This is a genomic window from Actinomadura madurae, assembly GCF_047130825.1.
In the GTDB taxonomy this organism is placed as follows: domain Bacteria; phylum Actinomycetota; class Actinomycetes; order Streptosporangiales; family Streptosporangiaceae; genus Spirillospora; species Spirillospora madurae.
In genome coordinates this window covers 2092808-2115106 of sequence record NZ_CP083237.1, presented here as the reverse complement: position 1 = coordinate 2115106, position 22299 = coordinate 2092808, and the positions used below count along the sequence as shown (strand labels likewise).

Below are 22299 nucleotides of genomic sequence, written 5' to 3'. Positions count from 1 at the left end.
GAAAACGGGCACGCTCGCACCTCCGAGACGGCATGATCATCGGATGGCGGACGACAGGGACGAGCGGCAGCCCCTCTCATGGCTGATCCGGCGGTGGGCCGGGCCACTGGCGATGGCCGTGGCGGTCGCCGCCTCCATCGGCGCGGTGCGGCTGCTGACGGACGAAGGCTTCTCGTCCACGGGCCCCCTGGCCGATCGCGAGCCGCGCTTCCTGCTGACCGTCTGGGACACCGGAGACTCCCCGCACGGGAGCGGGCGGAAGCCGTGGTTGCAGGTCCGCGCGCTGCGGCAGGACGGCCGATCGCGACCGGTGGATTCGGTCCGGCCGCCGGCGTCCGCGGGCACGGCACAGGAGATCATCGAAGCGCCCGGTGGCGCGTTCGTCGTCTCCTCCCTCCGGGAGGACCCGTGCGAGAGCCGGCTGTACCGGTTCGGCCTCACCGGCGACGGCCATGTGGAGGACCTTGAACCGCTGGGCGAGGCCGGCGCCGTCCCGGCACGCGTCGCCGGTCTGGCGATGAGCCCGGACGGTGCCCGCCTCGCCTTCACGACCGCACCGTGCACGGAAGATCCGCAGGCTCCGCTCCCGCCCGCCACGGTGACGGTTCTCGACATCGACTCGAACGACCGCCGGACGTGGACGGCCGCCGCCCCGTCGCTCATCGGCGAGATCGCCTGGGCGCGCGACGGCCGCACGCTCGGCTACGCCCTCAGCGACGTCCGCCAGGGCGCCTCCGCCGGACACGGATGGCCGGGCAGGCAGGGTGAGAGCACGGTCGAGAACGTCACCGTCCATGCCCTCGACACCCGCGCGAAGGGCGCCGATCTCGGGGGCGGACGCATCCTGTTCCGCCAGCCGGGCGGCTCCGGGGCGGTCACCACCGCGGTGATGAATCCGGACGGCCGCACAGGGCTCGGCGTCCTGAAGCGAGAGCGGCCCGCGACCACGGTCTTCTTCTCCTTCGCCGGAGGCGGGCCGATGCGCGTGACCCGCACCATCGAGCGCGAGCCGAACACGGTGGCCCTCATCGCCGTCTCCGGCGAGGGCGAACGGCGCTATGCCTGCCTGGGCGGCATCGACTCCTTCGGCAGGGTGACGGACGGCGCCTTCACGAACCGGTCGGGCTCGGTCTCCGGCTGCGGATCCGCCTACGCCTACTGAGCGGGCCCGCCGCGCGGGCGGGTCACAGGCTGCCGAGGACCCGGGTCGCGGTGATCTCTATCACGACGCGGTGCGGGTTGGGGCGCGGGGGCTTGTAGCGGACGGTGTAGAGCCGCTCGGCGAGGGCCACGGAGGCCGGGTCCGTCCGCACGACCGCGCGGCCCTCGACGGTGGCCCAGCGGCGGCCGTCCACCTGGGTCACCGCGGCCGGGAGGCCCGCCTCGCCCGCGTGCCGGACGTGCCGCGCCTTCGCCGAGGAGGCCGAGGTGATCACGCGGACGGTGCCGCCGTCCAGGGTGGCGCCGACGGGCACGGCGTGCGGGGTGCCGTCCGGGCGGAGCGTGACGAGGGCGCACACGCGGCGCTCCCGCCAGAAGGCGATGAGCCGCTCGTCGGCCAGGTCGAGCCGGTGCTTTCCCCCCACCTGCACGATCTTAGGCGCTTCCGCGGCGGTCGCACCCCGCCCGCCCGGGTTTATGCTTAGTTAGTCTAGGAAACTATTTGCCGGGGGTGCGCGTGCCGTCCAACCACTATCCGTGGGTCGCGCTCAGCAACACGACGCTGGGCATGCTGCTCGCCACGGTCAACTCGTCGATCGTGATCATCTCGCTGCCGGCGATCTTCCGTGGCATCGACCTGAACCCGCTGGAGCCGGGCAACGTCAGCTACCTGCTGTGGATCCTGATGGGCTACATGCTCGTCTCGGCGGTGCTGGTGGTGACGCTCGGCCGGCTCGGGGACATGTTCGGCCGCGTCCGGATGTACAACGCCGGGTTCGCGGTGTTCACGGTCGGGACGCTCGTGCTGGCCCTGGACCCGTTCCACGGGAGCGCCGGGGCGCTCTGGCTCATCGGCTGGCGGATCTTCCAGGGGATCGGCGGCGCGCTGCTGATGGCGAACTCGGCCGCGATCCTCACCGACGCGTTCCCGGCGCACCGGCGCGGCATGGCGATGGGCGTCAACCAGGTGGCGGGCATCGCCGGCACCTTCATCGGCCTCGTCGCGGGCGGGCTGCTGAGCGAGATCAACTGGCGGCTGGTGTTCTTCGCGTCCGCGCCGATCGGGATCATCGGGACGGTCTGGGCGTACCGGAGCCTGGTGGAGACCGCGACGCGGGCGGTCGCCGCGCGGATCGACTGGCTGGGCAACATCACCTTCGCCGTCGGGCTCACCGGCCTGCTCGCCGCGATCACCTACGGCATCCAGCCCTACGGCGGGCACGACATGGGCTGGACGAACCCCTGGGTGATCGGCGGGATGGCCGGCGGCGTCGCGGTCCTCATCCTGTTCTGCTGGATCGAGACCCGGGTGGCGCAGCCCATGTTCCACCTCGGGCTGTTCCGCATCAGGGCGTTCACGGCCGGGAACGCGGCCGGGCTGCTCGCCGCGGTCTCGCGCGGCGGGATGCAGTTCATGCTGATCATCTGGCTGCAGGGCATCTGGCTGCCGCTGCACGGCTACGACTACGAGGACACCCCGCTCTGGGCGGGTATCTACCTGCTGCCGCTGACCGCGGGATTCCTCGTCGCCGGGCCCGTCTCGGGGCACCTGTCCGACCGGCACGGCGCCCGCGCCTTCGCCTCCGGCGGGCTGGTGCTGTCCGCGCTGGCGTTCGCCGGCCTGCTGCTGATCCCGACCGACTTCGGGTACACCACGTTCGCGCTGCTGATCTTCCTGAACGGGATCGGCTCCGGGCTGTTCGCCGCGCCCAACACCACCGCCATCATGAACTCGGTGCCGGCGGACCAGCGCGGGGTCGCGTCCGGCATGCGCGCTACCTTCATGAACGCCGGCATGGTGCTGTCCATCGGCGTGTTCTTCTCGCTGATGATCGCCGGGCTGTCCGACACGCTGCCGCGGACGCTGACGCGGGGGCTGACCGAGCACGGCGTCCCGGCGGGCCCGGCCGCGCAGGTGGGCGGGCTCCCGCCGGTCGGCACGCTGTTCGCCGCCTTCCTCGGCTACAACCCGATCCAGAACCTGCTCGCGCCGTTCCACGTCCTCGGCCGGCTCGCGCCGGACGACGTCGCGACGCTCACCGGCCGCTCGTACTTCCCGCACCTGATCTCCGAGCCGTTCCACCACGGGCTCGTCATCGTGTTCGGCATGGCGATCGCGATGTCGCTGGTGGCGGCGCTGGTGTCGCTGCTGCGGGGCCGCCGGTACGTGCACGACGACGACGTCCGCGCCGAACCCGAGCCGCGGAAGGCGGGACGCGCGACCGCCTGACCGCCCCACGATCGAGCCCCCGGCCCGCCCCGCCCGGCCGGGGGCTTTTTCACGCCGCCTATTGACACTGTTCCGCAAACGTTTTCATAATCCTCGGCATGACCGAGGAGCGCACGGACGCCGGCGGCGGGCCGGCCGGACGCCGGAACGCCGACGGTTCGCGCGCCTCGATCCGGGCCGTGGCGAATCTCGCCGGGGTGTCGCCGTCCACGGTCTCGCGCGCCCTGAACACCCCGGAGCTCGTCAACGCCGAGACCCGGCGGCGCGTGCTCGACTGCGCCGAGCGGCTCGGCTACCAGCCGAACCGGGCGGCGCAGTCCCTGGTCCTCGGCCGGACCCGCAATGTCGGGCTGATCGTCCCCGACATCGCCAACCCGTTCTACGCCCCGTTCATCAAGGGAGTGGAGGCCTACTTCCGGGACACCGAGTTCGCGGTGTTCCTCGCCGACACCGACGAGGACACCGAGACCGAGAGCAGGCTGGCCGAGGCCATGATCGAGCGGGTGGACGGGCTGATCCTGTGCGCCCCCCGCATGTCCGGGACGCGCCTGAGCGCCGTCGCGTCCAAGACGACCGTGGTCCTCGCCAACCGCACCAGCCGCAACGCGCCGTCGGTCCTGCTGGACTTCCAGCCCGGCATGGACCAGGCGGTGGCGCACGTCCACGCGCTCGGGCACCGCAGGTGCGCCTACCTCGCCGGCCCGGCCAACTCCTGGTCGAACCGGCGGCGGCGCAAGCTGCTCGGCGCGTCCTGCGCCGAGCGCGGCATCGAGCTGGTCGACCTCGGCCCGTACGAGCCGCGCTTCACCGGCGGGTACCGGGCCGCGGACGAGGTGCTCGCCGCGGACGTGACCGCGGCGTTCGCCTACAACGACCTGGTCGCGCTCGGGGTGCTGTCACGGCTCACCGCGCGCGGCGTGCCCGTGCCCGGCGAGCCCGGTTCGTCCGGCGGGCTCAGCATCGTCGGGGTCGACGACGTCCCCATGGCGTCGATGACCAATCCACCGCTCACCACGGTGGCGATCCCCGTCAACGCGCTGTCGCGCGCCACGGCCGCCACCATGCACGCACTGCTCGACCCCGGGGCGCGCAAGGCGCCTCCCGCGCCGCCGGCCTCCGAGCTGGCGACCCGACTCCTCATCCGCGGCACCACCGGGCCCGTCTGAGCCCGGCCGCCCGGAGGACCCCCGTCCTGCCAGGAGGACCCACCCCATGAGAACTCCCCGATCCGCCCTCCTCACCGCCGCGACCGCCGCCGGCCTGCTGCTCGCCGCCTGCGGGGCGCCCGACTCAGGAGGGAAGGCCGCGTCCGAACCCGCCGCCGCGGACGTCAAGCTGCCGTCCAAGGCCGTCACCCTCAACATCATCGACGTCGCCGGGAACCTCCAGCTCACCCAGCAGATCTTCGAGAACTACACCAAGGAGCACCCGGACCGCGTCAGCAAGATCACCTACACCAAGGCGACCGCGCCCGAGCTGGCGGGCAAGGTCAAGGCCCAGCAGGACGCCGGGCGGCTCGACATCGACCTCGTCCTCACCGGCACCGACGGGCTCTCCGCGGGCCTGGAGCAGAACCTGTGGGTCGACCTGGTCGGCAAGTACTCCGACAAGCTGCCCGACCTGAAGACGCAGTACCTGGAGCCCGCGTCCAAGATGCAGGACCTCGCCCAGGGCAAGGGCGTGACCGTGACGTACTACCCGTCCGGCCCGCTGCTGGAGTACAACCCGAAGAAGGTCCCGAACCCGCCGAAGACCGCCGAAGAGTTGCTCGCGTGGGCGAAGGCGCACCCGAACAAGCTGGAGTACGCGCGGCCGTCCAACTCCGGTCCCGGGCGGACGTGGCTCATGGGCCTGCCCTACATCCTCAAGGACTCCGACCCCAAGGACCCGAACAACGGGTGGGCCAACACCTGGAAGTACCTGAAGGAACTCGACAAGTACATCGAGTACTACCCGACGGGCACCACGCAGACGATGAAGGAGCTGGGCGAGGGCACCCGCGACATCATCCTCAGCACGACCGGCTGGGACATCAACCCGCGCGTCCTCGGCCAGGTGCCGAAGGACGTCAAGATCCAGCCGCTCGACGGCTTCACATGGGTCACCGACGCGCACTACATGGTCGTCCCCAAGGGCGTTTCCGGCGAGAAGCTCGCCGTCCTGCTCGACCTGATGAAGTACGCGCTCCAGCCGAAGCAGCAGGCCATCACCTTCGACAAGGGCTACTTCTACCCCGGCCCGGCCGTGAAGGGGGTCACGCTCGACATGGCGCCGGCCGACAGCCAGCAGGCGATCAAGGAGTACGGCCGCCCCGAGTACGACAAGCTCATCGCCGACAACCCGAAGGCGCCGCCGCTCGACGCCAAGGCCCTCGTCGCCGCCTTCGACCGCTGGGACCGCGAGATCGGCGGCCAAAAGGTCAAGAAGTCATGACGACGAACAAAACAACACGAGGCCGCTCCGCAGGCTCCGCGTTCTCGGCAGCCCCCCGCGCCGCGTCCTCGGTTCGCCGTTCCCCGGGCTGCGGGCGTTCGGTGGGCCGAGGCCCCGGGTCTTCGGTGGGCCGTTCCGCGGACTCTGTGTACGCGGTGGGTCTGGGCTGCGCGTCCGCGATGGGCCGTTCTGCCGGCTGCGCGTTCTTGACTGGGGGCGCGGGGCGTGTGGTGTGGGGGGCGGTATGACTGTGGGGAGCGTGGTGGAGAAGGACTCGCGGGCGGCGTTCGGGCATCTGCGGCTGGACGGCGTGACGCGCCGGTTCGGTAAGACGGCCGCGCTGAGCGGCTTCGACCTGCGCATCGAGGGCGGCGAGTTCATCGCGCTGCTCGGGCCGTCCGGCTGCGGCAAGTCGACCGCGCTGAACTGCCTGGCCGGGCTGCTGCCCCTCTCGGAGGGCGCGATCTGGCTGGACGAGGAGCGCGTCGACACGCTGCCGCCGGAGCGGCGCGGGTTCGGGATGGTGTTCCAGAACTACGCGCTGTTCCCGCACCTGACCGTCCGCAAGAACGTGGCGTTCGGGCTGTCGGTCCGGCGGGTCGGGAAGGCCGAGACCGCCCGCCGGGTGGACGAGGCGCTGCGCACGGTCGAGCTGACCGAGCACGAGCACAAGCTGCCGGGCCAGCTGTCGGGCGGCCAGCAGCAGCGCGTCGCCATCGCCCGCGCGATCGTGCTCCGCCCGAAGCTGGTGCTGATGGACGAGCCGCTGTCCAACCTGGACGCCAAGCTCCGCGTGCAGATGCGCACCGAGATCCGCCGCATCCACCAGCAGCTCGGCCTGACGACCGTGTACGTCACGCACGACCAGGAGGAGGCGCTCGCGCTCGCCGACCGGGTCGTGGTGCTGCGGTCCGGCAGGATCGAGCAGATCGGGACGCCCGAGGAGGTCTACACCTACCCGGTCAGCACCTACATCGCCGGGTTCATGGGCTACCGGAACCTGCTGGAACTGCCCGTGCTGTCGTCCGGCGACGGCGGCGGCGTCACGCTCGGCGAGCGGGGCGGGCTCACCCTGACCGGGGTGGGCCGGCAGCCGATCACCGGGGCGCGGGCGGTCGCCGCCGTCCGGCCGGAGGACTTCCGCGTCGCCGGGTCCGCGGACCGGGCGGCGGGGGAGAACCTCGTGACCGTCCGGGTGGAGGTGTCGGAGTTCCACGGGCGCGAGGTCGCCGCCGAGGGCGTCACCGACGACGGCCGCGTCGTCCACTTCCGGTCGCCGGAGCGGATCGCGCCGGGGGAGCGGGTCACGCTGGCCGTCTCCCCGGACCGCGTGCTCGTGTTCGGCGAGAGCGTGCGGGACGCCGCGCAGGCGCTCGACGAACCCGCCGCCGGGGCGCTCGGCGTCCCGGCGGGCGAGGCGGGGGGCACCGATGGCGGTTGAGGCCCCCGCCCGCCCCGAGGCGCCGCCGTCCCGGCGCGGCGGTCTGCGGCACCGGCTCGCCGAACGCGGCGTGGACCGGGTCCTGCTCCTGCTGGTGCCCGCCATCCTCGTCGTCGGCCTGCTGTTCCTCTACCCGATGCTGTACGGGGTGGGGCTGTCGCTGCAGCCGAAGAACGGCGGCGGCCCGCTCGGCAACTACGCCGACTTCTTCAAGGACTCCTACCAGCGCGGCACGATCTGGAAGACGCTCAAGCTCGCGCTTCCGGCCGCACTGATCAACGTCGGCGCGTCGGTGCCGATCGCGTACCGGCTGCGCGGCAGGTTCCGGGGACGCCGCGTGCTGACGGCGCTGCTCGTCCTGCCGGTGACGCTCGGCACCGTCCTGGTGGCGGACGGGCTGCTGCGCTACCTCGGCCCCCGGGGCTGGTTCAACCGGGTGCTGCTCGACCTCGGCGTCGTGGACGAGCCGGTCCGGCTGATCTACAACTACTGGGGCGTGCTGCTCTCGCTGCTCATCACCGGGTTCCCGTTCGCGTTCCTGCTGGTGCTCTCCTACATGTCGGGCATCGACCCGACGCTGGAGCGGGCCGCCGCGACGCTCGGCGCCGGGCCCTGGCAGCGGATGCGGCGGATCGTCCTGCCGCTGCTCGCCCCGGGCCTCGCGACCACGTTCGTGCTGGCGTTCGTGCTGGCGTTCTCGGTGTTCCCCTCGGCGAACCTCGTCGGCGAACCGGCCGGCGAGACCCGGGTGATGGCGATCGCGGCCTACCAGGCGGCGTTCGAGAAGTACGACTACTCGATGGCCTCGACCATCGCCGTGCTGATGGGCGTGTTCGAGCTGCTCGTCATCTCGGTCACGCTGCTGCTGCGCGGCCGCCTCTACACCGGGCCCGCGATGGGAGGTAAGGGATCATGACCGCCGTCTCCCGCCCGCGCGGGCTGCCGAAGGGCCGGCTGAGCGGCTGGGCCGTCTGGATCTGCGTCGCGTTCTTCCTGGTCAACCTGGCCGCCCTGATCCTGTCCGTGGTCGTCAACTCGTTCGGGACCAGGTGGTTCGCCGGCTGGCTGCCGCAGGGCTTCACCAGCGCGTGGTACTCCGACGCGTGGGAGGAGTTCGCGCTCGGCGAGGTGCTGACCGTCACGCTGGAGATCACGCTCGTGGTGGTGGCGCTCTCGCTGCTGATCGGCGTCCCCGCCGGGTACGCGCTGGCGCGCCGCGACTTCCCGGGCAAGCGGATCGTGATGTTCCTGCTGCTGCTCCCGGTGCTGCTGCCGCCGATCACCTACGGGATCCCGCTCGCGACCGTCCTGTACAAGGTGCACCTGGCGGGGACGATGACGGGCGTCATCGCGGCGAACCTCGTCCCGGCCCTGCCGTTCGTCGTCCTCGTGATGACGCCGTTCGTGGAGCAGATCGACGCGAACGTGGAGTCGGCGGCGCGGATGTGCGGGGCCCGCACCCGGCAGGTGTTCACGCGGGTGCTGGTGCCGCTGCTGCTGCCCGGCATCCTCGCCGCCGGCATCCTGGTGCTGGTCCGGACCGTCGCCATGTTCGAGCTGACGTTCCTGGTCGCCGACGCCGACAGCCAGACGCTGATCGTCTCGCTGTACAGCGCCGCGTTCACCCCCGGCATCCGCGCCGCCCAGGCCATCGACGCGATGGCCGTGATCTACATGGCGCTGTCGGCGGTCCTGCTCGTGATCGCCCTGATGTTCGTCAACCCGACACAGATCGTCGCCCAGGTGAGGGAGGCCCCGGCCGAATGAGCCCAGCGGAGAAGAGGGCATGCGAATGAGCAGCGTCCGGTTCGACTACACGGGGGAGCGGGTCCTGGTCACCGGCGCCGCGGGCCTGATCGGCCGCGCGCTGGTGCGGCGCTTCGCCGGCGCGGGCGCGCGGGTGCTCGCCGTGGACGTGGACGACGACGGGCTCAAGGTCTTCGACGGCGACCCGCGGGTCGCGACGATGGTCGGCGACCTGGCCCGCGAGGACGTCGCCGACGCGGTCTTCGCCAGGCTCCTGCGGGACGGCGGCCTGGACGTGCTCGTCAACAACGCGGCGATGACCGAGGTGCGCACCCCGTTCATCGACTTCAGCGCCGGGCTATGGGACGCGGTCGTCGCCGCGAACCTGCGCTCGGCGTACCTGCTGTCGGTGCGCGCCGTCCGGCACTGGCGCGACGCCGGGCGGGGCGGCGCGATCGTCAGCCTGTCGTCGCCGGGAGGCTCCCGGGCCCACGAGGACCAGAGCGCCTACGACGTGACCAAGGCGGGCATCGAGGCGCTGAGCCGGGCGATCGCCGTGGAGCTCGGCGGGCTCGGCATCCGGGCGAACTGCGTCGCCCCGGCCAGCGTCGTCGGGGAGATCCGGCCCGCCACCGACATCCCGGCCGGCCGCACCACCGCGCCGGAGGAGGTCGCGGACGCGGCGCTGTTCCTGGCGTCCCCGGCGGCGGAGCAGCTCAACGGGCACGTCCTGCGCGTGGACGGCGGGCTGCACGCGCGGCTGCGCACCGATCCGGCCCAGGAACAGCAGCGCGCCCCTGCCTAGGGGCCTCCGGGCGCCGGGCACGGTGCCGTGGGCGCCTGCGGTTCGGCGGAGGACGTCGGCGCCGGACTGCGCGAGGGCGTCCGCGAGGGCGGCCGGGCGGGGCCGGTCCGGCGCAGGTTGTGCCGTTTCATGACGGCCTGCAGATCGGGCCTGCCGCCCGTGCCGTCGGCGTCGGCCAGCGTCGGGCACGCCCACGCGTCCTGCCGCCCCCACGAGTAGCTGATGTCGAACGCGGGGCGCGGGACGAGCCGGTCCCACCGGCGGAGGATGGAGGTGAGCTGCGCCTCGTCCGGCAGCCGCCAGTGCCGTTCACCGTCATTGCAGGACTGCCCGAACGTCTGGAACACGGGGACGATCATGCGCTGGGGGAACCCGGCGCGGGCGGCCTGCCCGACCATGGTGTCGATCGCGTCCAGGTCGCAGCCCCCGCCGCCCGTCCGGCACGGGTAGGGGTCGAGCCCGATGAGGTCGAGATGGGTGGCGGACGGTCTGAGCGGCCGCATCGGCCAGTCGGTCAGCGAGGCGAACGCGACCTGCCCCGGCGCGTACCGGTGGACGATGTCCGCGCGCCGCCGGATCTCGCCGACGATGCCGGGGCACTGGTCCGGGTTCGGCTCGTCGGACAGGTACCAGCCGTAGACGCGGGCGTTCCCGGCGAACCGCTTCACCGTGGCCGCGAACGCGGCGTCGCTCTCCTCCTGGAAGGCGCCGCAGGTGGTGTTGCCGACCCACAGCAGGGCCCGTCCGCCCTTGGGCAGCGCGGCGATGTCGTCCTCGTCGGGGTCGGTGTCGAACAGGTCGTAGCCGAGCGCGGCGGCCTCGGCGCGGTCTCCGGCCGGCATGTTGAGCGCGAGGTGCAGGGTGCCGCTCGCGCGCTGGTGGGCGGCGGGACGCGCGGCGGCGTCCCCCGGCGAGGGGGCGATCAGGTACCCGGTGACGGCGCCCGCGAGGGCGGCCGCGGCGCCCACCGCGGCCAGATGCATCGCGGCCAGTTGCGTCTTCATCGGCTCTCCCGGCGTCGCTGGTGCGCCCAGCGTCGCACGGACGGAGCGTGATCGCGGGAATACGCGACGGACCGGCCGCCCGCAACGGCGGGGGCGGCCGGTCCGGAAAACGCGGACGGGCGGTGAGCCCTGGGGACGGGTCAGACGCGCCAGGACTGGACGAGCGCGTCCAGCGTGGCCTGGTCGTAGACGATCCCCTGGGACGCCAGCTCCTGGGCGACCAGCTCGCCGTCGCCGTGGTGCTTGGCGAGCAGCCGGTACACCGCGTACGGGAACCAGTGGTTGTCGCTGATCCGCTGGATCTCCGCCTCGTCGCAGCTGTAGCCCTCGGCCCGGACCTCGGCGAGCGTCCCGGCGACGTCCCCGTGCCGGCGTTCGAGGACGTCGATGACGAGGGCGCGCAGGTTCTCCGGGTTGGCGGCGGGCGCCGGTGCCGGTTCCTCGGTGGCGGTGCCGTAGGAGCTGCGCCCGTTGAGGCTGCCGCGGGCGGCGGCGCTGACCACGGCCAGTTCCGGCTCCGGCTCCGGCTCCGGCTCGGGTTCCGGCTGCGGGGCCGGAGCGGGGGCGGGGGCCTTGGGAGCGGGCGCCGGGGCGGTCGCGGGCGCGGCGGCCTGGGCGGTCGCGCCGGCGGCGGCCTCGCGTGCGGTCTCGGCCTTGGGCTGCGGCGCGGCGGCGGCCGGGGTGCCCGACTCGATCGCCTTCCCCGAGTGCCCGGGGACCTGGATCTGCGGGAACGGGCCGGTGTTGCGCATCGGCATCAGCGTGATCTGGTTCAGCGTGACCGGCCCGGCGATCGCGCGCGTCTGCGGCTCGGGCGGCTTGACCTCCTCCTCTTCCTCGTTCGACACGTACCGGTGCAGGGTCCGCAGCAGGACGAAGAGGCCGAGCATGGACACTATCGGCGGCACGGCGGCCGTCGCCTGGTAGGAGAACGTCTTGTGCCCGACGTGCCCGACGTTGAAGATGAGGCTGGCCGTCCAGCCCGCGATGGCGATGGACAGCGGCAGGCAGAAGTCCAGCCAGCTCATCAGCGTCCGGCGGCGCAGCACGAAGGCGTCTATGGCCAGCAGGAAGAGCCCGAGCTCTCCGACGATGATGAACAGGTCGACCAGCAGGGGGAAGGACTCGGCCTTCCAGCCGCGCAGGCCGTGTTCGAGGGCCCAGTGGTAGAGCCCGGCATAGGATTGGGCGAAGCCACCGGCGGTGGCGGTCAGGACCGCGGCCGCCATGAAGGCGATGGCTCCCCACCGTGTGATGACCTGTGCCCGGTTGGCAGCGCTCATGCGGCGTGTGCTCCCAGATTTCCTTACACAACCAAGAGTGATCGCAGGGAGACTATCCATTCCTTTGCCGTTTCGTGGGCGATTCGCATCACGTCTCGGTCGCATTTCCGGGAAACCGCCGATCGGCGCCACCGGCCGCCCCACGGCTGAATTGTCCTATTGTGTCCATTTATTGGAGTGGAACGGGCGGTCCCGCCGCTCCACGCGGGGATTTGGCGCCGAGTGCCAAAGCCCGCCCGCAGCGTCGTGCTGACTCGCTCATTGACCTTCCTGACACGCCATAGAAGCCTGGCGGGTGGCGTCCGAGACCCCGTTCGCAGACCGGAGGAGCGTCATGTCCACGCTCGCAGACAGCTCGGACCGACTCCTGCTCGTCTCGGCGTTCGAGCGGATCGAGGCGTGGATCGAGGGGCGGCTGCACGACCCGTCCCTGTGCCCGGCGTCGATCGCGGCGGCGCACCACATCTCCGTCCGCCAGCTGTACCGGGTGTTCCGGCCGTCCGGCACGACCGTCGCGCGGCACATCCGCGCCCGCCGCCTGGAGAACTGCCGCCGCGAGCTCGCCGACCCGCTCTTCGGCGCGGAGCCGATCGGCGCGATCGCGAACCGCTGGGGCATGCCGGACGCCGCCGCCTTCAGTCGCGCCTTCCGCGCCGCCTACGGCCAGACCCCGACCGCCTACCGCGCCCGGACCGCGGGCATCCGGCGGGGCGGCTAGCGCCGCGTGCGCCGGAGGCGGCGCGCCGTGGTGAACTGGAGGCGATGCCGACAGGCGTGAAGGGAGACACGGACATGTCGCTGACCATGCGGCCGGGACCGCTCGCGGGATCCCCCGGCGACGAGGTCAACTTCACCATCGACGGGCCGAAGCACCGCCTGTTCATGCACCCCTTCCCGCGGCGGGTCCGGGCGCGGTTCGCGGGGGAGACCGTCCTGGACACCGAGCGCGGGCGGTTCCTGCATGAGACCGGCCTGCTGCCCGTCCTGTACGTCCCGGAGGAGGACGTGCGGACCGACCTGCTGGAGAAGACCGAGCACACGACGTACTGCCCGTTCAAGGGCGACGCGGCGTACTGGACGGTGCGGGTCGGCGACCGCGCGGCCGAGAACGCGGTCTGGGCCTATCCGGAGCCGAATCCGGAGTCGGCGTGGCTGCGCGGGCACATGGCCTTCTACTGGAAGCGGATGGACGCCTGGTTCGACGAGGACGAGGAGGTCCACGGGCACCTGCGGGACCCGTTCCACCGTGTCGACGCGCGCGACACCTCCAGGCGCGTGCGGGTGCTGCTGGACGGGACGGTCGTCGCGGAGACCGAGCGGTCGAGGCTGCTGTCGGAGACGGGGCTGCCCAACCGGTTCTACATCCCGGCCGAGGACGTCCGCCGCGACCTGCTGACCCGGAGCGAGAAGCGCACCGTCTGCCCGTACAAGGGCGAGGCGACGTACTGGTCGCTGGACGGCGCCGAGGACGCCGCCTGGTCCTACGAGCGGCCCCTGGAGGACGCCGCCAGGATCGGCGGGTATCTCGCCTTCGACCATGAGGCTCTGACGATCGAGGCGGACACGCCCGGCGCGGGCGCCTGACCGGTTCGCGGTGGAAGGTCCATCTGTCGCATAGTTTCGGCATGGTGGATACCTCCCTCTATGCGGCGTTCGTCGTCGCGGCCTTCGCCCTCTGCGTCACCCCCGGGCCCGACATGATGTTCATCGTCGCGATGGGCGGGCGCGGCGGGCCCGGAACGGGCGTGATGGCCGCCGTGGGCGTCGCCGCCGGCGCCCTCACGCACGCCGTCGCCGCGACGCTCGGGCTCTCCGCCCTCTTCACGGCCCTGCCGGCGCTCTACCACGTGCTGCGCTGGGCCGGCGCCGCCTACCTGCTGTACCTCGCGGTCCGGTCGTTCCGTGACCGCGGCGAGCCGGGTGAGGGCACGGCCGCGGTCGGCCCCGGGCGGCCGCGCGCGTTCTGGCAGGGCGTCGTCACGAACCTGCTGAACCCCAAGGTGATCCTGTTCAACATCGCCTTCCTGCCGCAGTTCGTGAACCCGGCGCTCGGGCACCCGATGGTCCAGCTCCTCGTCCTCGGGATCACGCTCGTCCTCATCGGCCTCGCCGTGGACGCGTCCGTGGGGCTGCTCTCCGGCCGGCTCGCGGACCTGCTGCGGCGCAGCCGCCGCGTCGCGCGGGGCCTGAACATCTTCAGCGGCACCGTCTTCACGGGACTCGCCGTGCGGCTGCTGGCCGTCCCCAAGTGACGTCCGCGGGTTTACAGTTCAGATGACCCCGGGCAAAGGAGGCGGCTGTTGGCACCGTACGCGGCGTCCTCTCCGCCTCCGGCGTTCTGGGCCGCGCTCGACGCCGCGCAGCGCTCCGCGCTCCGCGCCGCCGCGCGCCCGCGGACCTTCCAGGTGAAGGCGCCCCTGGTGTACCAGGGCGACGAGTCCGACCACGTGATCATCATCGAGCGCGGCTGGGCGAAGGTGACCTCCTCGACCGAGGACGGCCACGACGTGGTGCTGGCCGTCCGCGGGCCCGGCGACCTGCTGGCCGAGAGCGCGGTGCTCGGCGGGCGGCCGCGGGCCGCGACGGTCACCGCGCTGTCGCCGATCCGCGCGCTGGTCGTGCCCGCGGCCCGGTTCACCGGGTTCCTGGACGCCCATCCGGACGTGTGGATGCTCGTCACCGGCACCTTCGTCCGGCGCATGGACGACTCCGACCGGCGGCTGGCGGCGCACATCACGAGCCGGGGCCCGCAGCGCCTCGCGGCGCTCCTCACCGACCTGGCCGAGCGGTCGGTCCACCACGCCCCGCCCGCGCCGGACGGGTCGATCGAGATCGGCCCGCCGCTTTCGCAGGAGGAGCTCGGCAGCTGGATGGACGCGTCCCGGGAGACCGTCGCCCGCGCCCTCGCCGGGCTCCGCCGGGCGGGCCTGATCCGCACCGGCTGGCGCAAGATCACCGTCGTCGACCTGCCCCGCCTCCGCGAGTTCTCGAAGGAGCAGGACTGACGCGCGGTCCCTCCGGCCGCGGGCGTCCCGGGCGCCCGGCGGAACTTGCCGGTGACAAAATGGCGGCATGAGCGGCGACGGCTACCATCACGGCAACCTGCGGCGGGCCGTGCTCGACGCCGCCGTCGAGGCGATCGCGGAGTCGGGCCCGGCGACGTGGAGCCTGCGCGAGCTGGCCCGCCGCGCCGGCGTCTCGCACGCCGCGCCCGCCCATCACTTCGGCGACAAGACCGGGCTGCTGACGGCCGTCGCCGCCGAGGGCTACGCGCTCTTCGCCGACGCCCTGGAGGCCGCCGGCGACGACCTGCACGACGTCGGCCTGGCGTACGTCCGGTTCGCGGTCGGGCACCGGGCCCACTTCGAGGTGATGTTCACCCCCGCGCTCTACCGGGCCGACGATCCCGGGGTCGGCGCGGCCCGCGAGCGCGCCGCGCTGGCCCTGCGCGAGGGTGTCCGCGGGGTCGCGCCGGGCGGGCCGCAGGACGACCGGACGGCGGGGATCGCCGCGTGGTCGATCGTCCACGGCTTCGCGCACCTGTGGCTGAGCGGCGCGCTGCCCGACCTCGGCGACGACCCCGTCGCGGCGGCCGGCCCGGTCATCCGCCTTCTCTTCGAGCGCTGATCTCGCGTCCCGCTCCGGCGGCCACGGCGTCCTCCCGTTCCCCGTTCTCCCCGGCCGGGGGACGTTCCGGGACGACGGCGAGGTCGGCCCGGAACCGGCGGTTGAGCGCGGCGCGGAGCCGGCCGGCGGCGGTCCGGCCGCGCGGGCTCTCGATGTCGTCGACGGGCGGCGGGACGTCCAGGTCGACGGCGGGCGCCGGCCGCGGGTCGGTGATGGCGGCGATCGCCTCGTCCGGCAGGTGCCGCTCGACCTCGCTGAACCTCCCGTCGGGCGACTGGCGGATGATGCCGGTCTCCAGGCCGTGGGCGGCGAGCGCCAGGTCGCGGCGTTGCAGGCCCACGCAGATGCGGTAGGCGACGATGTAGGCGAGCACCGGCCCGAGGATGATCAGGAAGCGGAAGAACCAGGTCGTCCAGAACAGCGGGATGTGGAACCGGTCGGCGAGGACGTCGTTTCCGCCCGCGAGCCAGAGCGTCCCGTAGAAGACCACGCCGCCGACGCCGATGCCGGTGCGGGCGGGGACGTCGCGCGGCCGGTCCAGCAGGTGGTGGATCTGGTGGTCGCCGGTCACCCAGCGCTCCAGGAACGGGTAGACGGCGAGGCCGGTGAACAGCAGGCCCGGCACCACCAGCGCGGGGATCACCACGCTCATCGCGACCGTGTGCCCCCACGCGTTGATCTCCCAGGCGGGCATGATCCGCAGCGCGCCCTCCAGCCAGCCCATGTACCAGTCGGGCTGGGAGCCGGAGCTGATGGCGCCCGGGTCGTACGGTCCGAACAGCCAGATCGGGTTGATCTGGACGAACGCGGCCAGCAGCGTCGTGACCCCGAGCACCCACAGGAACAGCGACGTGGTCTTGGCGATGAAGACGGGGAAGAACGGGTAGCCGCGGACGGTCGTGTTCGAGCTGCCCTTGCCCGGGAACTGGGTGTGGGTCTGCCGCCAGGTCAGCACGATCGCGTGCAGCGGGATCAGCGCCGCCAGGAGCCCGGGGATCAGCAGCACGTGGATCACGTAGAGGCGGGGGATGATGTCGGTGCCGGGGTACTCCCCGCCGAACAGGAACATCACCAGGTACGACCCGACCAGCGGGATCGACGCGGTGACGCCCTCCAGGATCCGCAGGCCGGTGCCGGACAGCAGGTCGTCCGGCAGCGAGTAGCCGAACAGGCCGTTCAGCATGACCAGCATGAACATGAGGATGCCGATGAGCCAGTTCAGCTCGCGCGGCTTGCGGAACGCGCCGCTGAAGAAGTTGCGGAGCAGGTGGACGAGGATCGCGCCCATGAAGATGAGCGTCGACCAGTGGTGGATCTGCCGGACGAGCAGCCCGCCCCGCACATCGAAGCTGATCTTGAGCGAGGAGGCGTACGCCTCGCTCATCTCGACGCCCTTGAGCTTGGTGTACGAGCCGTTGTAGACGACCTCGTGCATGCTCGGCTTGAAGAACAGCGTCAGGTACACCCCGGTCAGCAGGATGATCACGAACGAGTACATCGCGATCTCGCCGACGAGGAAGCTCCACTGGTCCGGGAAGGCCTTCTTCACTGCCTTGCGGGCGAAGCCGGTCGTGCCGAACCGCTCGTCCAGCGCCCGCGCCGTGCCGTCGACGCTCCTCGGCGCGCCGCGTACGCCCGGCCGGCGGCCACCGGCCGTTCTCGTCCCCGCCATCGTCAGCATCCTCCCGCGCATCTGGGCATGTCGCTTCTAGGCATAAGACCGATGCGGGATGCCGTATGTGACATCGTCCGGTGTGGACCGGATCACAGTGCGGGACGGAGGCGCGCCGTCCTCAGCCGGTGGCGCCGGCCAGGCGGGTGCGGCGCATGTAGCGCGGACGCCAGCGCGCCCGGTAGAAGAGCCGGATCGGCGGCGGCAGCATGCGCAGCACCGCGCGGCGGCCGGCGGCGGGAGCGCCGTCCAGCAGCCAGGGCAGGAACACGCCGAGCCCGCGCAGGCCCAGCTCGCGGCGGAACTCGACGTCGAAGGTGCCCCACTCGAACGGCGTGAGCGTCTCCTGGATCAGCGGCAGCACGTGGGCCTCCTTGAAGTCCAGGAGCGTGTCCACCGAGACGCGGAGGTCGCGGGCGTAGAGGGCGAACGCGCGCTGGTCACGGTGCTCCAGCGCCGCGTCCAGGCCGTCGATCAGCGGGACGACCTTGACCGCCCGCAACGCCATGGCGTCGAGGACGGCCCCGACCCGGCCGAGCCCGCCGGACGGCCGCGCGCCGGCGTCCTTGGCGTACATGACCGTCCAGAGGGCCGCCTTCTCCGCGCGGTCCTGGAGGCGCCAGTGGCCGGTGAACAGGGACCAGCTGTTCGCGACCGCCCTCCCCGGCGGCTCCGCGCGGTGACCGGATCCGGCCGCCGCCTCCAGCCGGGCGGTGTCGCGGCGGAACGCGTCGTAGGCGGCGTACAGCATGGTCAGGTCGAACTTCCTCGCCACACTCTCCATGCCGCCTCCCAAGCCCTCCGCGCCGGTGCCGCCATAGAAATAGATGGGCGGCGCACCCCTTTATGTGACGCGATGCGGAGCATGACTTCTGTGATCTGCCCCACGGAAGGCGGGTTATGCGGCGGCCCTCACCCGGGCGGCGTCCGGACGCGGCCGTCGGATAACGTCGCGGGCGTGCGACCCAAGATCTCCGAAGAGCCCGGAACGCGGCTGGAATCCCTCTACTCCGTCCTCGACCTGCTGGACCTGGAGGAGCTCGACCGGGACCTCTACCGGGGCACGCTCGTCTTCGACGACCCGTACCCGCTCTACGGCGGGCAGGTCGCGGCGCAGGCGCTGCGCGCCGCCGGCGGCACCGTACCGGAGGGTCGCCTGCCGCACTCGCTGCACGGCTACTTCCTGCGCGGCGGCGACGCGGCCCGGCCGACGATCTTCCGGGTGGACCGGGACCGCGACGGGCGCTCGTTCTCCGCGCGCCGGGTGGTGGCACTCCAGGGCGGCGAGGTCATCTTCAACATGTCGGTCTCGTTCCAGCGGCCCGCGGACGACGTGGACCGGCAGGTGCACCCCGCGCCCGCGGCGCCGGACCCGCGGACCCTCCCGGAGTCGCCGGTCCCGCGGCTGTTCTCGATGGAGGGCCGCGTCCCGCCGCAGCCGTACGAGCCGGCCGACTTCCCGACCCGGCTGTGGTCGCGCTGCACCGCGCCGCTGCCGGACGACGACCTGCTGCACGCGTGCGTGCTGACGTACCTGTCCGATATCTCCAGCGGCCTGATCGCGCTGCACGACGGGCGCGCCCGGTCCGGGTCCAGCCTCGACCACGCGGTCTGGTTCCACCGCCCGGTCCGGATGGACGAGTGGGTGCTGATGGACCTCGTCCCGCAGACCGTCGCCGCCGGGCGCGGCTGGTACACGGGGACGCTCCACACCGCCGGCGGGGTGCTGGCGGCCAGCCTCGCCCAGGAGGTGCTGTTCCGCACGCCCCGCGACTGACGCGGCCGGGGCCGGCCTCCGAACACGAGGAGGCCGGCCCCGGGGGCACCGGCGGGGGGACGGTGCCGTTCTCGGAGCGCCTCTATCTCCAGGTGTCGTCGGCGGTGCGGCCGGACGTGCCGGTCGTGTACGTCCGGTTGGCGCCGCTCTCCCATGTCACGGCGCCCGCGTCGGTCTTCTTGACGTACTTGTACTGGATCTCGGTCCTGGCGGGCAGCGTGACCTCGCCGCTCCAGACCGGGTAGCCGGCCGAGGAGAGCTTCACGGCCTTGGCGGGGTCCCACGACCCGAGCGCCGGGACGTTCCCGACTAGGTAGACGCTGGTCCCCCAGGTGGTGGTCGCGTGGACCCTGAACGTGTCGGTGACGGTCGCGGGCGTCGGTGTGGCACCGGTCTTGGCGTCGGCGTGAATGGCGACCGCGCCGCCCGCGGGGATGGTCACGGTGGCCGTGCCGCCCGACACGGTGACGGCCGTGCCCGCGCAGCCGTCCGGGCCGAGGCCGCCGGTGATGACGTCGCAGTAGACGCCGTCCGCGAGACCCGTCCGGTAGGACGAGGTGGACGGCCCGGAGGAGTCGTTCAGCCCGATCCAGCCCCGCGACCCGCGGCTGAACCCGATGACGTCTCCCGCGGTGGCCGTGAAGTTGGAGACCGTGGTCGCGGACGCGGTCGCGTTGCGCCACCCGACCATGCCCTTGATCCCGGTCGAGCGGGTGAGGCACTGCCAGCCGCCGGCGCAGTTCGCGGCGGTGACGAACCCGTTGGAGTCGGCGGGCGGCGACTGCCCCCTGGACGACCAGGTGAACCCGTCGTAGACGGTCGGCTTGCCGTACGGGTAGGCGAGCAGGAAGTAGGTGGCGAGGGTGTAGTCGGCGCCGTTCCTGTAGCTGAGCGTGGAGCCGTCCCGCTCGGTGTCGTGGTTGGTGATCATGGCGTAGGTCTGGGAGCTCTCCCCGTCCAGCGACCAGGACGGGATGCCCGACAGGTTCGACAGGGTGCCGTTCTGGAACTGGGTCTTGAGGCCCATCGCGTAGGCGAAGCCGAGCACGTCGCCGTTGGAGGTGAACGCGGACGCCTTCAGGTCCGGATTGGTGGCGCCGGGGAAGACCTCCTGGGCGATGTAGGGCGCCTTGCCCTCGGCGGTGGTGGGGTTCAGCGCGCCCTTGATGGCGGCGAAGTCGCTCTGCGCGATGTGCTTGGCGGCGTCGATCCGGAACCCGTCCACGCCGAGCCCGATCAGGTCGTTGAGATACCCGGCGATCTTGCCGCGCACGTAGCCGGTCTGCGTCTTGAGATCCGACAGCGACACCAGCTCGCAGTTCTGCACCTCGGACGTGTCGTTCCAGTCGTCGATGCCCGCGTCCTCGTCGTTGCAGTAACCGTCGTTGGCGTGGTGGAAGTCGCCGTACCCGTAGGGGACGGCCGGGTAGGAGAACCCCGCCGGATCGAACGTCGAGCCTCCGTAGGTGGTGTTCACCGTGTTGTTGTGGCCCGCCGTGTGGTTGATCACCGCGTCCACGTACACGCGGACGCCGGCGTCGTGGCAGGCGGTGACCATGGCGGAGAACTGGGCGCGGGTGCCGAGCCTGCTGGTCAGGTCGTAGGAGACGGGCTGGTAGACCTCCCACCAAGGGTGGGCGCCGTCATCGGTGGACGCGAGGCTGACCGACTCGGCGGGCGGCGCGACCTGGACGGCCCCGTACCCGGCCGGGCCGAGGTGGTCGGTGCACGCGGCGGCCACGGACGGCCAGTTCCACTCCCAGAGGTTGGCGGTGACGTCGCTGGAGTTGAGGGAGGCGGCGGCCATGGCGGGGCGGTCGGGGAGAAGGACCGCGGCGGGGGAGAGGCCGCCGAGGACGAGGATCCCGGCGGCGAGCAGGGATCGGCGGCGGGGGACGCGTGCGCGTCGCACGTCGGTGGGGGACATGTCGGCGAACTCCTGACACGAGGCGCCTGGCGGGCGCCGGAGGGGGTGGGGGACGGCCGTCCGCGAGCACCCGTGAGAATGCTCCCTTCTTGCAGTCCGGTCAAGAGCTTGCGCAAGATTTCAATGAACTTGCAGAAAGCGGGCAGTGTCAGGAAGCCGGTTCCGAGCCTTGCGCGGCGAGGCGTTCCCGCTGGGGAACGACGGTGTACCTGGGGTCGCGCGCGGATTGCACCCCGGCGTGAAAGACCCCGAAACGCGTGCAGGCCGAGCCCGCCAGGAGCGCCGCCCCGCTGAGCGCCGCCGCGGCGCGGCCGCGCCCGCCGAGCAGGGCGCCCCCGGCGGCGCCCGCGGCCGACAGGATCTCGCCCGCGCGCATGAGCCGGCCCGCCCTGCCCACCGTGTACGGCTCGGCCGCCAGCCCGGCCCGGCGCTCCATCAGTCTGGCCGCGCCCACCTCCAGTGCCGCGCCGGCCACGGCGGCGGTCCGCATCGGGCCGGTCTCCCGGACCGGCGCCGTGAGCAGCGCCATGCCGGCCGCGGCGGCGGTGCCCGAGCCCACGAACACGAACGGCAGCTCCCGGTGCACCTCGTGCCAGGCGGGCACCGCCGTGTCGGCGACGAGCACGGCGGTGTAGGCGGCGACGGCCGGGCCGAGCGCGGCGGCGCCCGCGGTGGCGGCCCGGCCCGGGCGCGGGAGCAGCCCCGTCACGTCCAGCACGGCGGCGGCGCCCGCCGCCGGGCCGTAGGCGGCCAGGATCCAGGAGCCCACGCTCATCGGCGAGGTCGGTTTCATCACGCGCAGCATGTGGGCGAAGCGCTCGGGCCGCCCGAGGTCGTGGATCAGCGCGGCCGTCGACCCGGCGATCGCGGCCAGCGACGAGATCTTCAGCGCCCGCGCCGCGGCCGGACGCCCGGTGAGCTGCGCGCCGGCGGCCAGCACCGAGCCGGCGCCCGCCAGGCCGCCGAGGAAGAAGTACGCGGCGACGTCGGCGGCCTTCCACACGGGCTGCTTCAGGACCGGCCTGCCGTAGTACGACGTGAACTCCGCCTCCGGCACCATCGCCTTCTCGCCGCGGCGCCCGCGCCGTCCTCCGCGCCGTCCCCCGCGGCGGTCCGGTCCCGCGCCGACCTGCGCCTCGCGATCCGGTCGCGCGCCGCGCACGCCTTCCCTGCCGACGTCGGAGGTGCTCATC

21 protein-coding genes are annotated in these 22299 nt (G+C 72.6%); 14 read left to right on the top strand and 7 right to left on the bottom strand.

Annotated elements, in window-relative coordinates; genetic code table 11:
- Nucleotides 1-43: 43 nt before the first annotated feature.
- Nucleotides 44-1162 carry a hypothetical protein gene (locus tag K8Z49_RS09865; protein ID WP_412518298.1) on the top strand — a complete coding sequence of 373 codons (1119 nt, stop codon included), beginning with the start codon at nt 44-46 and terminating at the stop codon, nt 1160-1162.
- 22 nt (nt 1163-1184) lie between these two features.
- Here K8Z49_RS09865 and K8Z49_RS09860 read toward each other — a convergent pair whose 3' ends face one another.
- Complete coding sequence (locus K8Z49_RS09860; RefSeq protein WP_083597826.1) at nt 1185-1586, bottom strand: TIGR03618 family F420-dependent PPOX class oxidoreductase; 402 nt, start codon at nt 1584-1586, stop codon at nt 1185-1187.
- Between the two features lie 86 nt (nt 1587-1672).
- Between K8Z49_RS09860 and K8Z49_RS09855 the strand changes: the two genes are divergently transcribed.
- From K8Z49_RS09855 to K8Z49_RS09825, 7 genes are all read left to right on the top strand, one after another.
- Complete coding sequence (locus K8Z49_RS09855; RefSeq protein WP_256255414.1) at nt 1673-3391, top strand: MFS transporter; 1719 nt, start codon at nt 1673-1675, stop codon at nt 3389-3391.
- A 98-nt stretch (nt 3392-3489) separates the two neighbouring features.
- Entirely contained in the window at nt 3490-4557 is a 1068-nt protein-coding gene (locus tag K8Z49_RS09850; RefSeq protein WP_021597158.1) for a LacI family DNA-binding transcriptional regulator, read from the top strand.
- A gap of 46 nt (nt 4558-4603) precedes the next feature.
- The gene (locus K8Z49_RS09845; RefSeq protein WP_075022001.1) at nt 4604-5824 is read left to right on the top strand and encodes an extracellular solute-binding protein; all 1221 of its coding nucleotides are present in this window, start codon (nt 4604-4606) and stop codon (nt 5822-5824) included.
- Between the two features lie 244 nt (nt 5825-6068).
- On the top strand, nt 6069-7265 hold the full coding sequence (locus K8Z49_RS09840) for an ABC transporter ATP-binding protein (protein WP_111831371.1): 1197 nt from the start codon (nt 6069-6071) through the stop codon (nt 7263-7265).
- On the top strand, nt 7255-8181 hold the full coding sequence (locus K8Z49_RS09835; RefSeq protein WP_111831372.1) for an ABC transporter permease: 927 nt from the start codon (nt 7255-7257) through the stop codon (nt 8179-8181). The genes K8Z49_RS09840 and K8Z49_RS09835 overlap by 11 nt, the downstream gene beginning before the upstream one ends.
- Entirely contained in the window at nt 8178-9032 is an 855-nt protein-coding gene (locus tag K8Z49_RS09830; protein WP_111831373.1) for an ABC transporter permease, read from the top strand. Before K8Z49_RS09835 ends, K8Z49_RS09830 begins: the two co-directional genes overlap by 4 nt.
- Nucleotides 9033-9051: 19 nt before the next feature.
- Entirely contained in the window at nt 9052-9816 is a 765-nt protein-coding gene (locus K8Z49_RS09825; RefSeq protein ID WP_081842779.1) for an SDR family NAD(P)-dependent oxidoreductase, read from the top strand.
- Here the strand turns inward: K8Z49_RS09825 and K8Z49_RS09820 are convergent.
- Together K8Z49_RS09820 and K8Z49_RS09815 are read right to left on the bottom strand one after the other, a co-directional pair.
- Nucleotides 9813-10820 (bottom strand): hypothetical protein, encoded by a 1008-nt coding sequence (locus tag K8Z49_RS09820; RefSeq protein ID WP_075021999.1) that lies wholly within the window; start codon nt 10818-10820, stop codon nt 9813-9815. The genes K8Z49_RS09825 and K8Z49_RS09820 overlap by 4 nt on opposite strands.
- 140 nt (nt 10821-10960) lie before the next feature.
- Nucleotides 10961-12103 (bottom strand): DUF2637 domain-containing protein, encoded by a 1143-nt coding sequence (locus K8Z49_RS09815; protein ID WP_412518293.1) that lies wholly within the window; start codon nt 12101-12103, stop codon nt 10961-10963.
- Between the two features lie 334 nt (nt 12104-12437).
- On the opposite strand from K8Z49_RS09815, the gene K8Z49_RS09810 reads away from it, so the two are divergent.
- The 5 genes from K8Z49_RS09810 (at nt 12438) to K8Z49_RS09790 (ending at nt 15730) form a co-directional block, all read left to right on the top strand.
- Nucleotides 12438-12821, top strand: a complete 384-nt coding sequence (locus tag K8Z49_RS09810; RefSeq protein ID WP_021598397.1) for a helix-turn-helix domain-containing protein — start codon at nt 12438-12440, stop codon at nt 12819-12821.
- 74 nt (nt 12822-12895) lie between these two features.
- Nucleotides 12896-13687, top strand: a complete 792-nt coding sequence (locus K8Z49_RS09805; protein WP_075021997.1) for a DUF427 domain-containing protein — start codon at nt 12896-12898, stop codon at nt 13685-13687.
- 41 nt (nt 13688-13728) lie between these two features.
- Nucleotides 13729-14355, top strand: coding sequence for a LysE family translocator (locus K8Z49_RS09800; protein WP_021598395.1), 627 nt, complete (start codon nt 13729-13731; stop codon nt 14353-14355).
- A 48-nt stretch (nt 14356-14403) separates the two neighbouring features.
- A complete protein-coding gene (locus K8Z49_RS09795) occupies nt 14404-15108 on the top strand; it encodes a Crp/Fnr family transcriptional regulator (RefSeq protein WP_021598394.1) in 705 nt (234 codons plus the stop codon).
- A gap of 67 nt (nt 15109-15175) precedes the next feature.
- Nucleotides 15176-15730, top strand: a complete 555-nt coding sequence (locus tag K8Z49_RS09790) for a TetR/AcrR family transcriptional regulator (RefSeq protein ID WP_021598393.1) — start codon at nt 15176-15178, stop codon at nt 15728-15730.
- Here K8Z49_RS09790 and K8Z49_RS09785 read toward each other — a convergent pair.
- A complete protein-coding gene (locus K8Z49_RS09785) occupies nt 15705-17402 on the bottom strand; it encodes a cytochrome b (protein WP_021598392.1) in 1698 nt (565 codons plus the stop codon). The two genes, K8Z49_RS09790 and K8Z49_RS09785, sit on opposite strands and share 26 nt — an antisense overlap.
- A 121-nt stretch (nt 17403-17523) precedes the next feature.
- Nucleotides 17524-18186, bottom strand: a complete 663-nt coding sequence (locus tag K8Z49_RS09780; protein WP_152564118.1) for a hypothetical protein — start codon at nt 18184-18186, stop codon at nt 17524-17526.
- A gap of 174 nt (nt 18187-18360) precedes the next feature.
- Between K8Z49_RS09780 and K8Z49_RS09775 the strand changes: the two genes are divergently transcribed.
- Complete coding sequence (locus K8Z49_RS09775) at nt 18361-19179, top strand: acyl-CoA thioesterase (RefSeq protein WP_412518288.1); 819 nt, start codon at nt 18361-18363, stop codon at nt 19177-19179.
- A gap of 82 nt (nt 19180-19261) precedes the next feature.
- Here K8Z49_RS09775 and K8Z49_RS09770 read toward each other — a convergent pair whose 3' ends face one another.
- Nucleotides 19262-21106, bottom strand: a complete 1845-nt coding sequence (locus K8Z49_RS09770) for a carbohydrate-binding module family 20 domain-containing protein (RefSeq protein ID WP_412518286.1) — start codon at nt 21104-21106, stop codon at nt 19262-19264.
- 148 nt (nt 21107-21254) lie between these two features.
- Complete coding sequence (nrfD, locus tag K8Z49_RS09765; protein WP_024936428.1) at nt 21255-22298, bottom strand: NrfD/PsrC family molybdoenzyme membrane anchor subunit; 1044 nt, start codon at nt 22296-22298, stop codon at nt 21255-21257.
- Nucleotide 22299: the final 1 nt, after the last annotated feature.

What these genes read in the sequence shown, in the direction of transcription:
- K8Z49_RS09800 (WP_021598395.1), top strand. Translation starts at nt 13,729, where the DNA reads ATGGTGGATACCTCCCTCTATGCGGCGTTCGTCGTCGCGGCCTTCGCC.
- K8Z49_RS09865 (WP_412518298.1), top strand. Translation starts at nt 44, where the DNA reads ATGGCGGACGACAGGGACGAGCGGCAGCCCCTCTCATGGCTGATCCGG.
- K8Z49_RS09840 (WP_111831371.1), top strand. Translation starts at nt 6,069, where the DNA reads ATGACTGTGGGGAGCGTGGTGGAGAAGGACTCGCGGGCGGCGTTCGGG.
- K8Z49_RS09770 (WP_412518286.1), bottom strand. Translation starts at nt 21,106, where the DNA reads ATGTCCCCCACCGACGTGCGACGCGCACGCGTCCCCCGCCGCCGATCC.
- K8Z49_RS09845 (WP_075022001.1), top strand. Translation starts at nt 4,604, where the DNA reads ATGAGAACTCCCCGATCCGCCCTCCTCACCGCCGCGACCGCCGCCGGC.
- K8Z49_RS09825 (WP_081842779.1), top strand. Translation starts at nt 9,052, where the DNA reads ATGCGAATGAGCAGCGTCCGGTTCGACTACACGGGGGAGCGGGTCCTG.
- K8Z49_RS09835 (WP_111831372.1), top strand. Translation starts at nt 7,255, where the DNA reads ATGGCGGTTGAGGCCCCCGCCCGCCCCGAGGCGCCGCCGTCCCGGCGC.
- K8Z49_RS09790 (WP_021598393.1), top strand. Translation starts at nt 15,176, where the DNA reads ATGAGCGGCGACGGCTACCATCACGGCAACCTGCGGCGGGCCGTGCTC.
- K8Z49_RS09810 (WP_021598397.1), top strand. Translation starts at nt 12,438, where the DNA reads ATGTCCACGCTCGCAGACAGCTCGGACCGACTCCTGCTCGTCTCGGCG.
- nrfD (WP_024936428.1), bottom strand. Translation starts at nt 22,298, where the DNA reads ATGAGCACCTCCGACGTCGGCAGGGAAGGCGTGCGCGGCGCGCGACCG.
- K8Z49_RS09780 (WP_152564118.1), bottom strand. Translation starts at nt 18,186, where the DNA reads ATGGAGAGTGTGGCGAGGAAGTTCGACCTGACCATGCTGTACGCCGCC.
- K8Z49_RS09805 (WP_075021997.1), top strand. Translation starts at nt 12,896, where the DNA reads ATGTCGCTGACCATGCGGCCGGGACCGCTCGCGGGATCCCCCGGCGAC.
- K8Z49_RS09830 (WP_111831373.1), top strand. Translation starts at nt 8,178, where the DNA reads ATGACCGCCGTCTCCCGCCCGCGCGGGCTGCCGAAGGGCCGGCTGAGC.
- K8Z49_RS09815 (WP_412518293.1), bottom strand. Translation starts at nt 12,103, where the DNA reads ATGAGCGCTGCCAACCGGGCACAGGTCATCACACGGTGGGGAGCCATC.
- K8Z49_RS09820 (WP_075021999.1), bottom strand. Translation starts at nt 10,820, where the DNA reads ATGAAGACGCAACTGGCCGCGATGCATCTGGCCGCGGTGGGCGCCGCG.
- K8Z49_RS09850 (WP_021597158.1), top strand. Translation starts at nt 3,490, where the DNA reads ATGACCGAGGAGCGCACGGACGCCGGCGGCGGGCCGGCCGGACGCCGG.
- K8Z49_RS09785 (WP_021598392.1), bottom strand. Translation starts at nt 17,402, where the DNA reads ATGGCGGGGACGAGAACGGCCGGTGGCCGCCGGCCGGGCGTACGCGGC.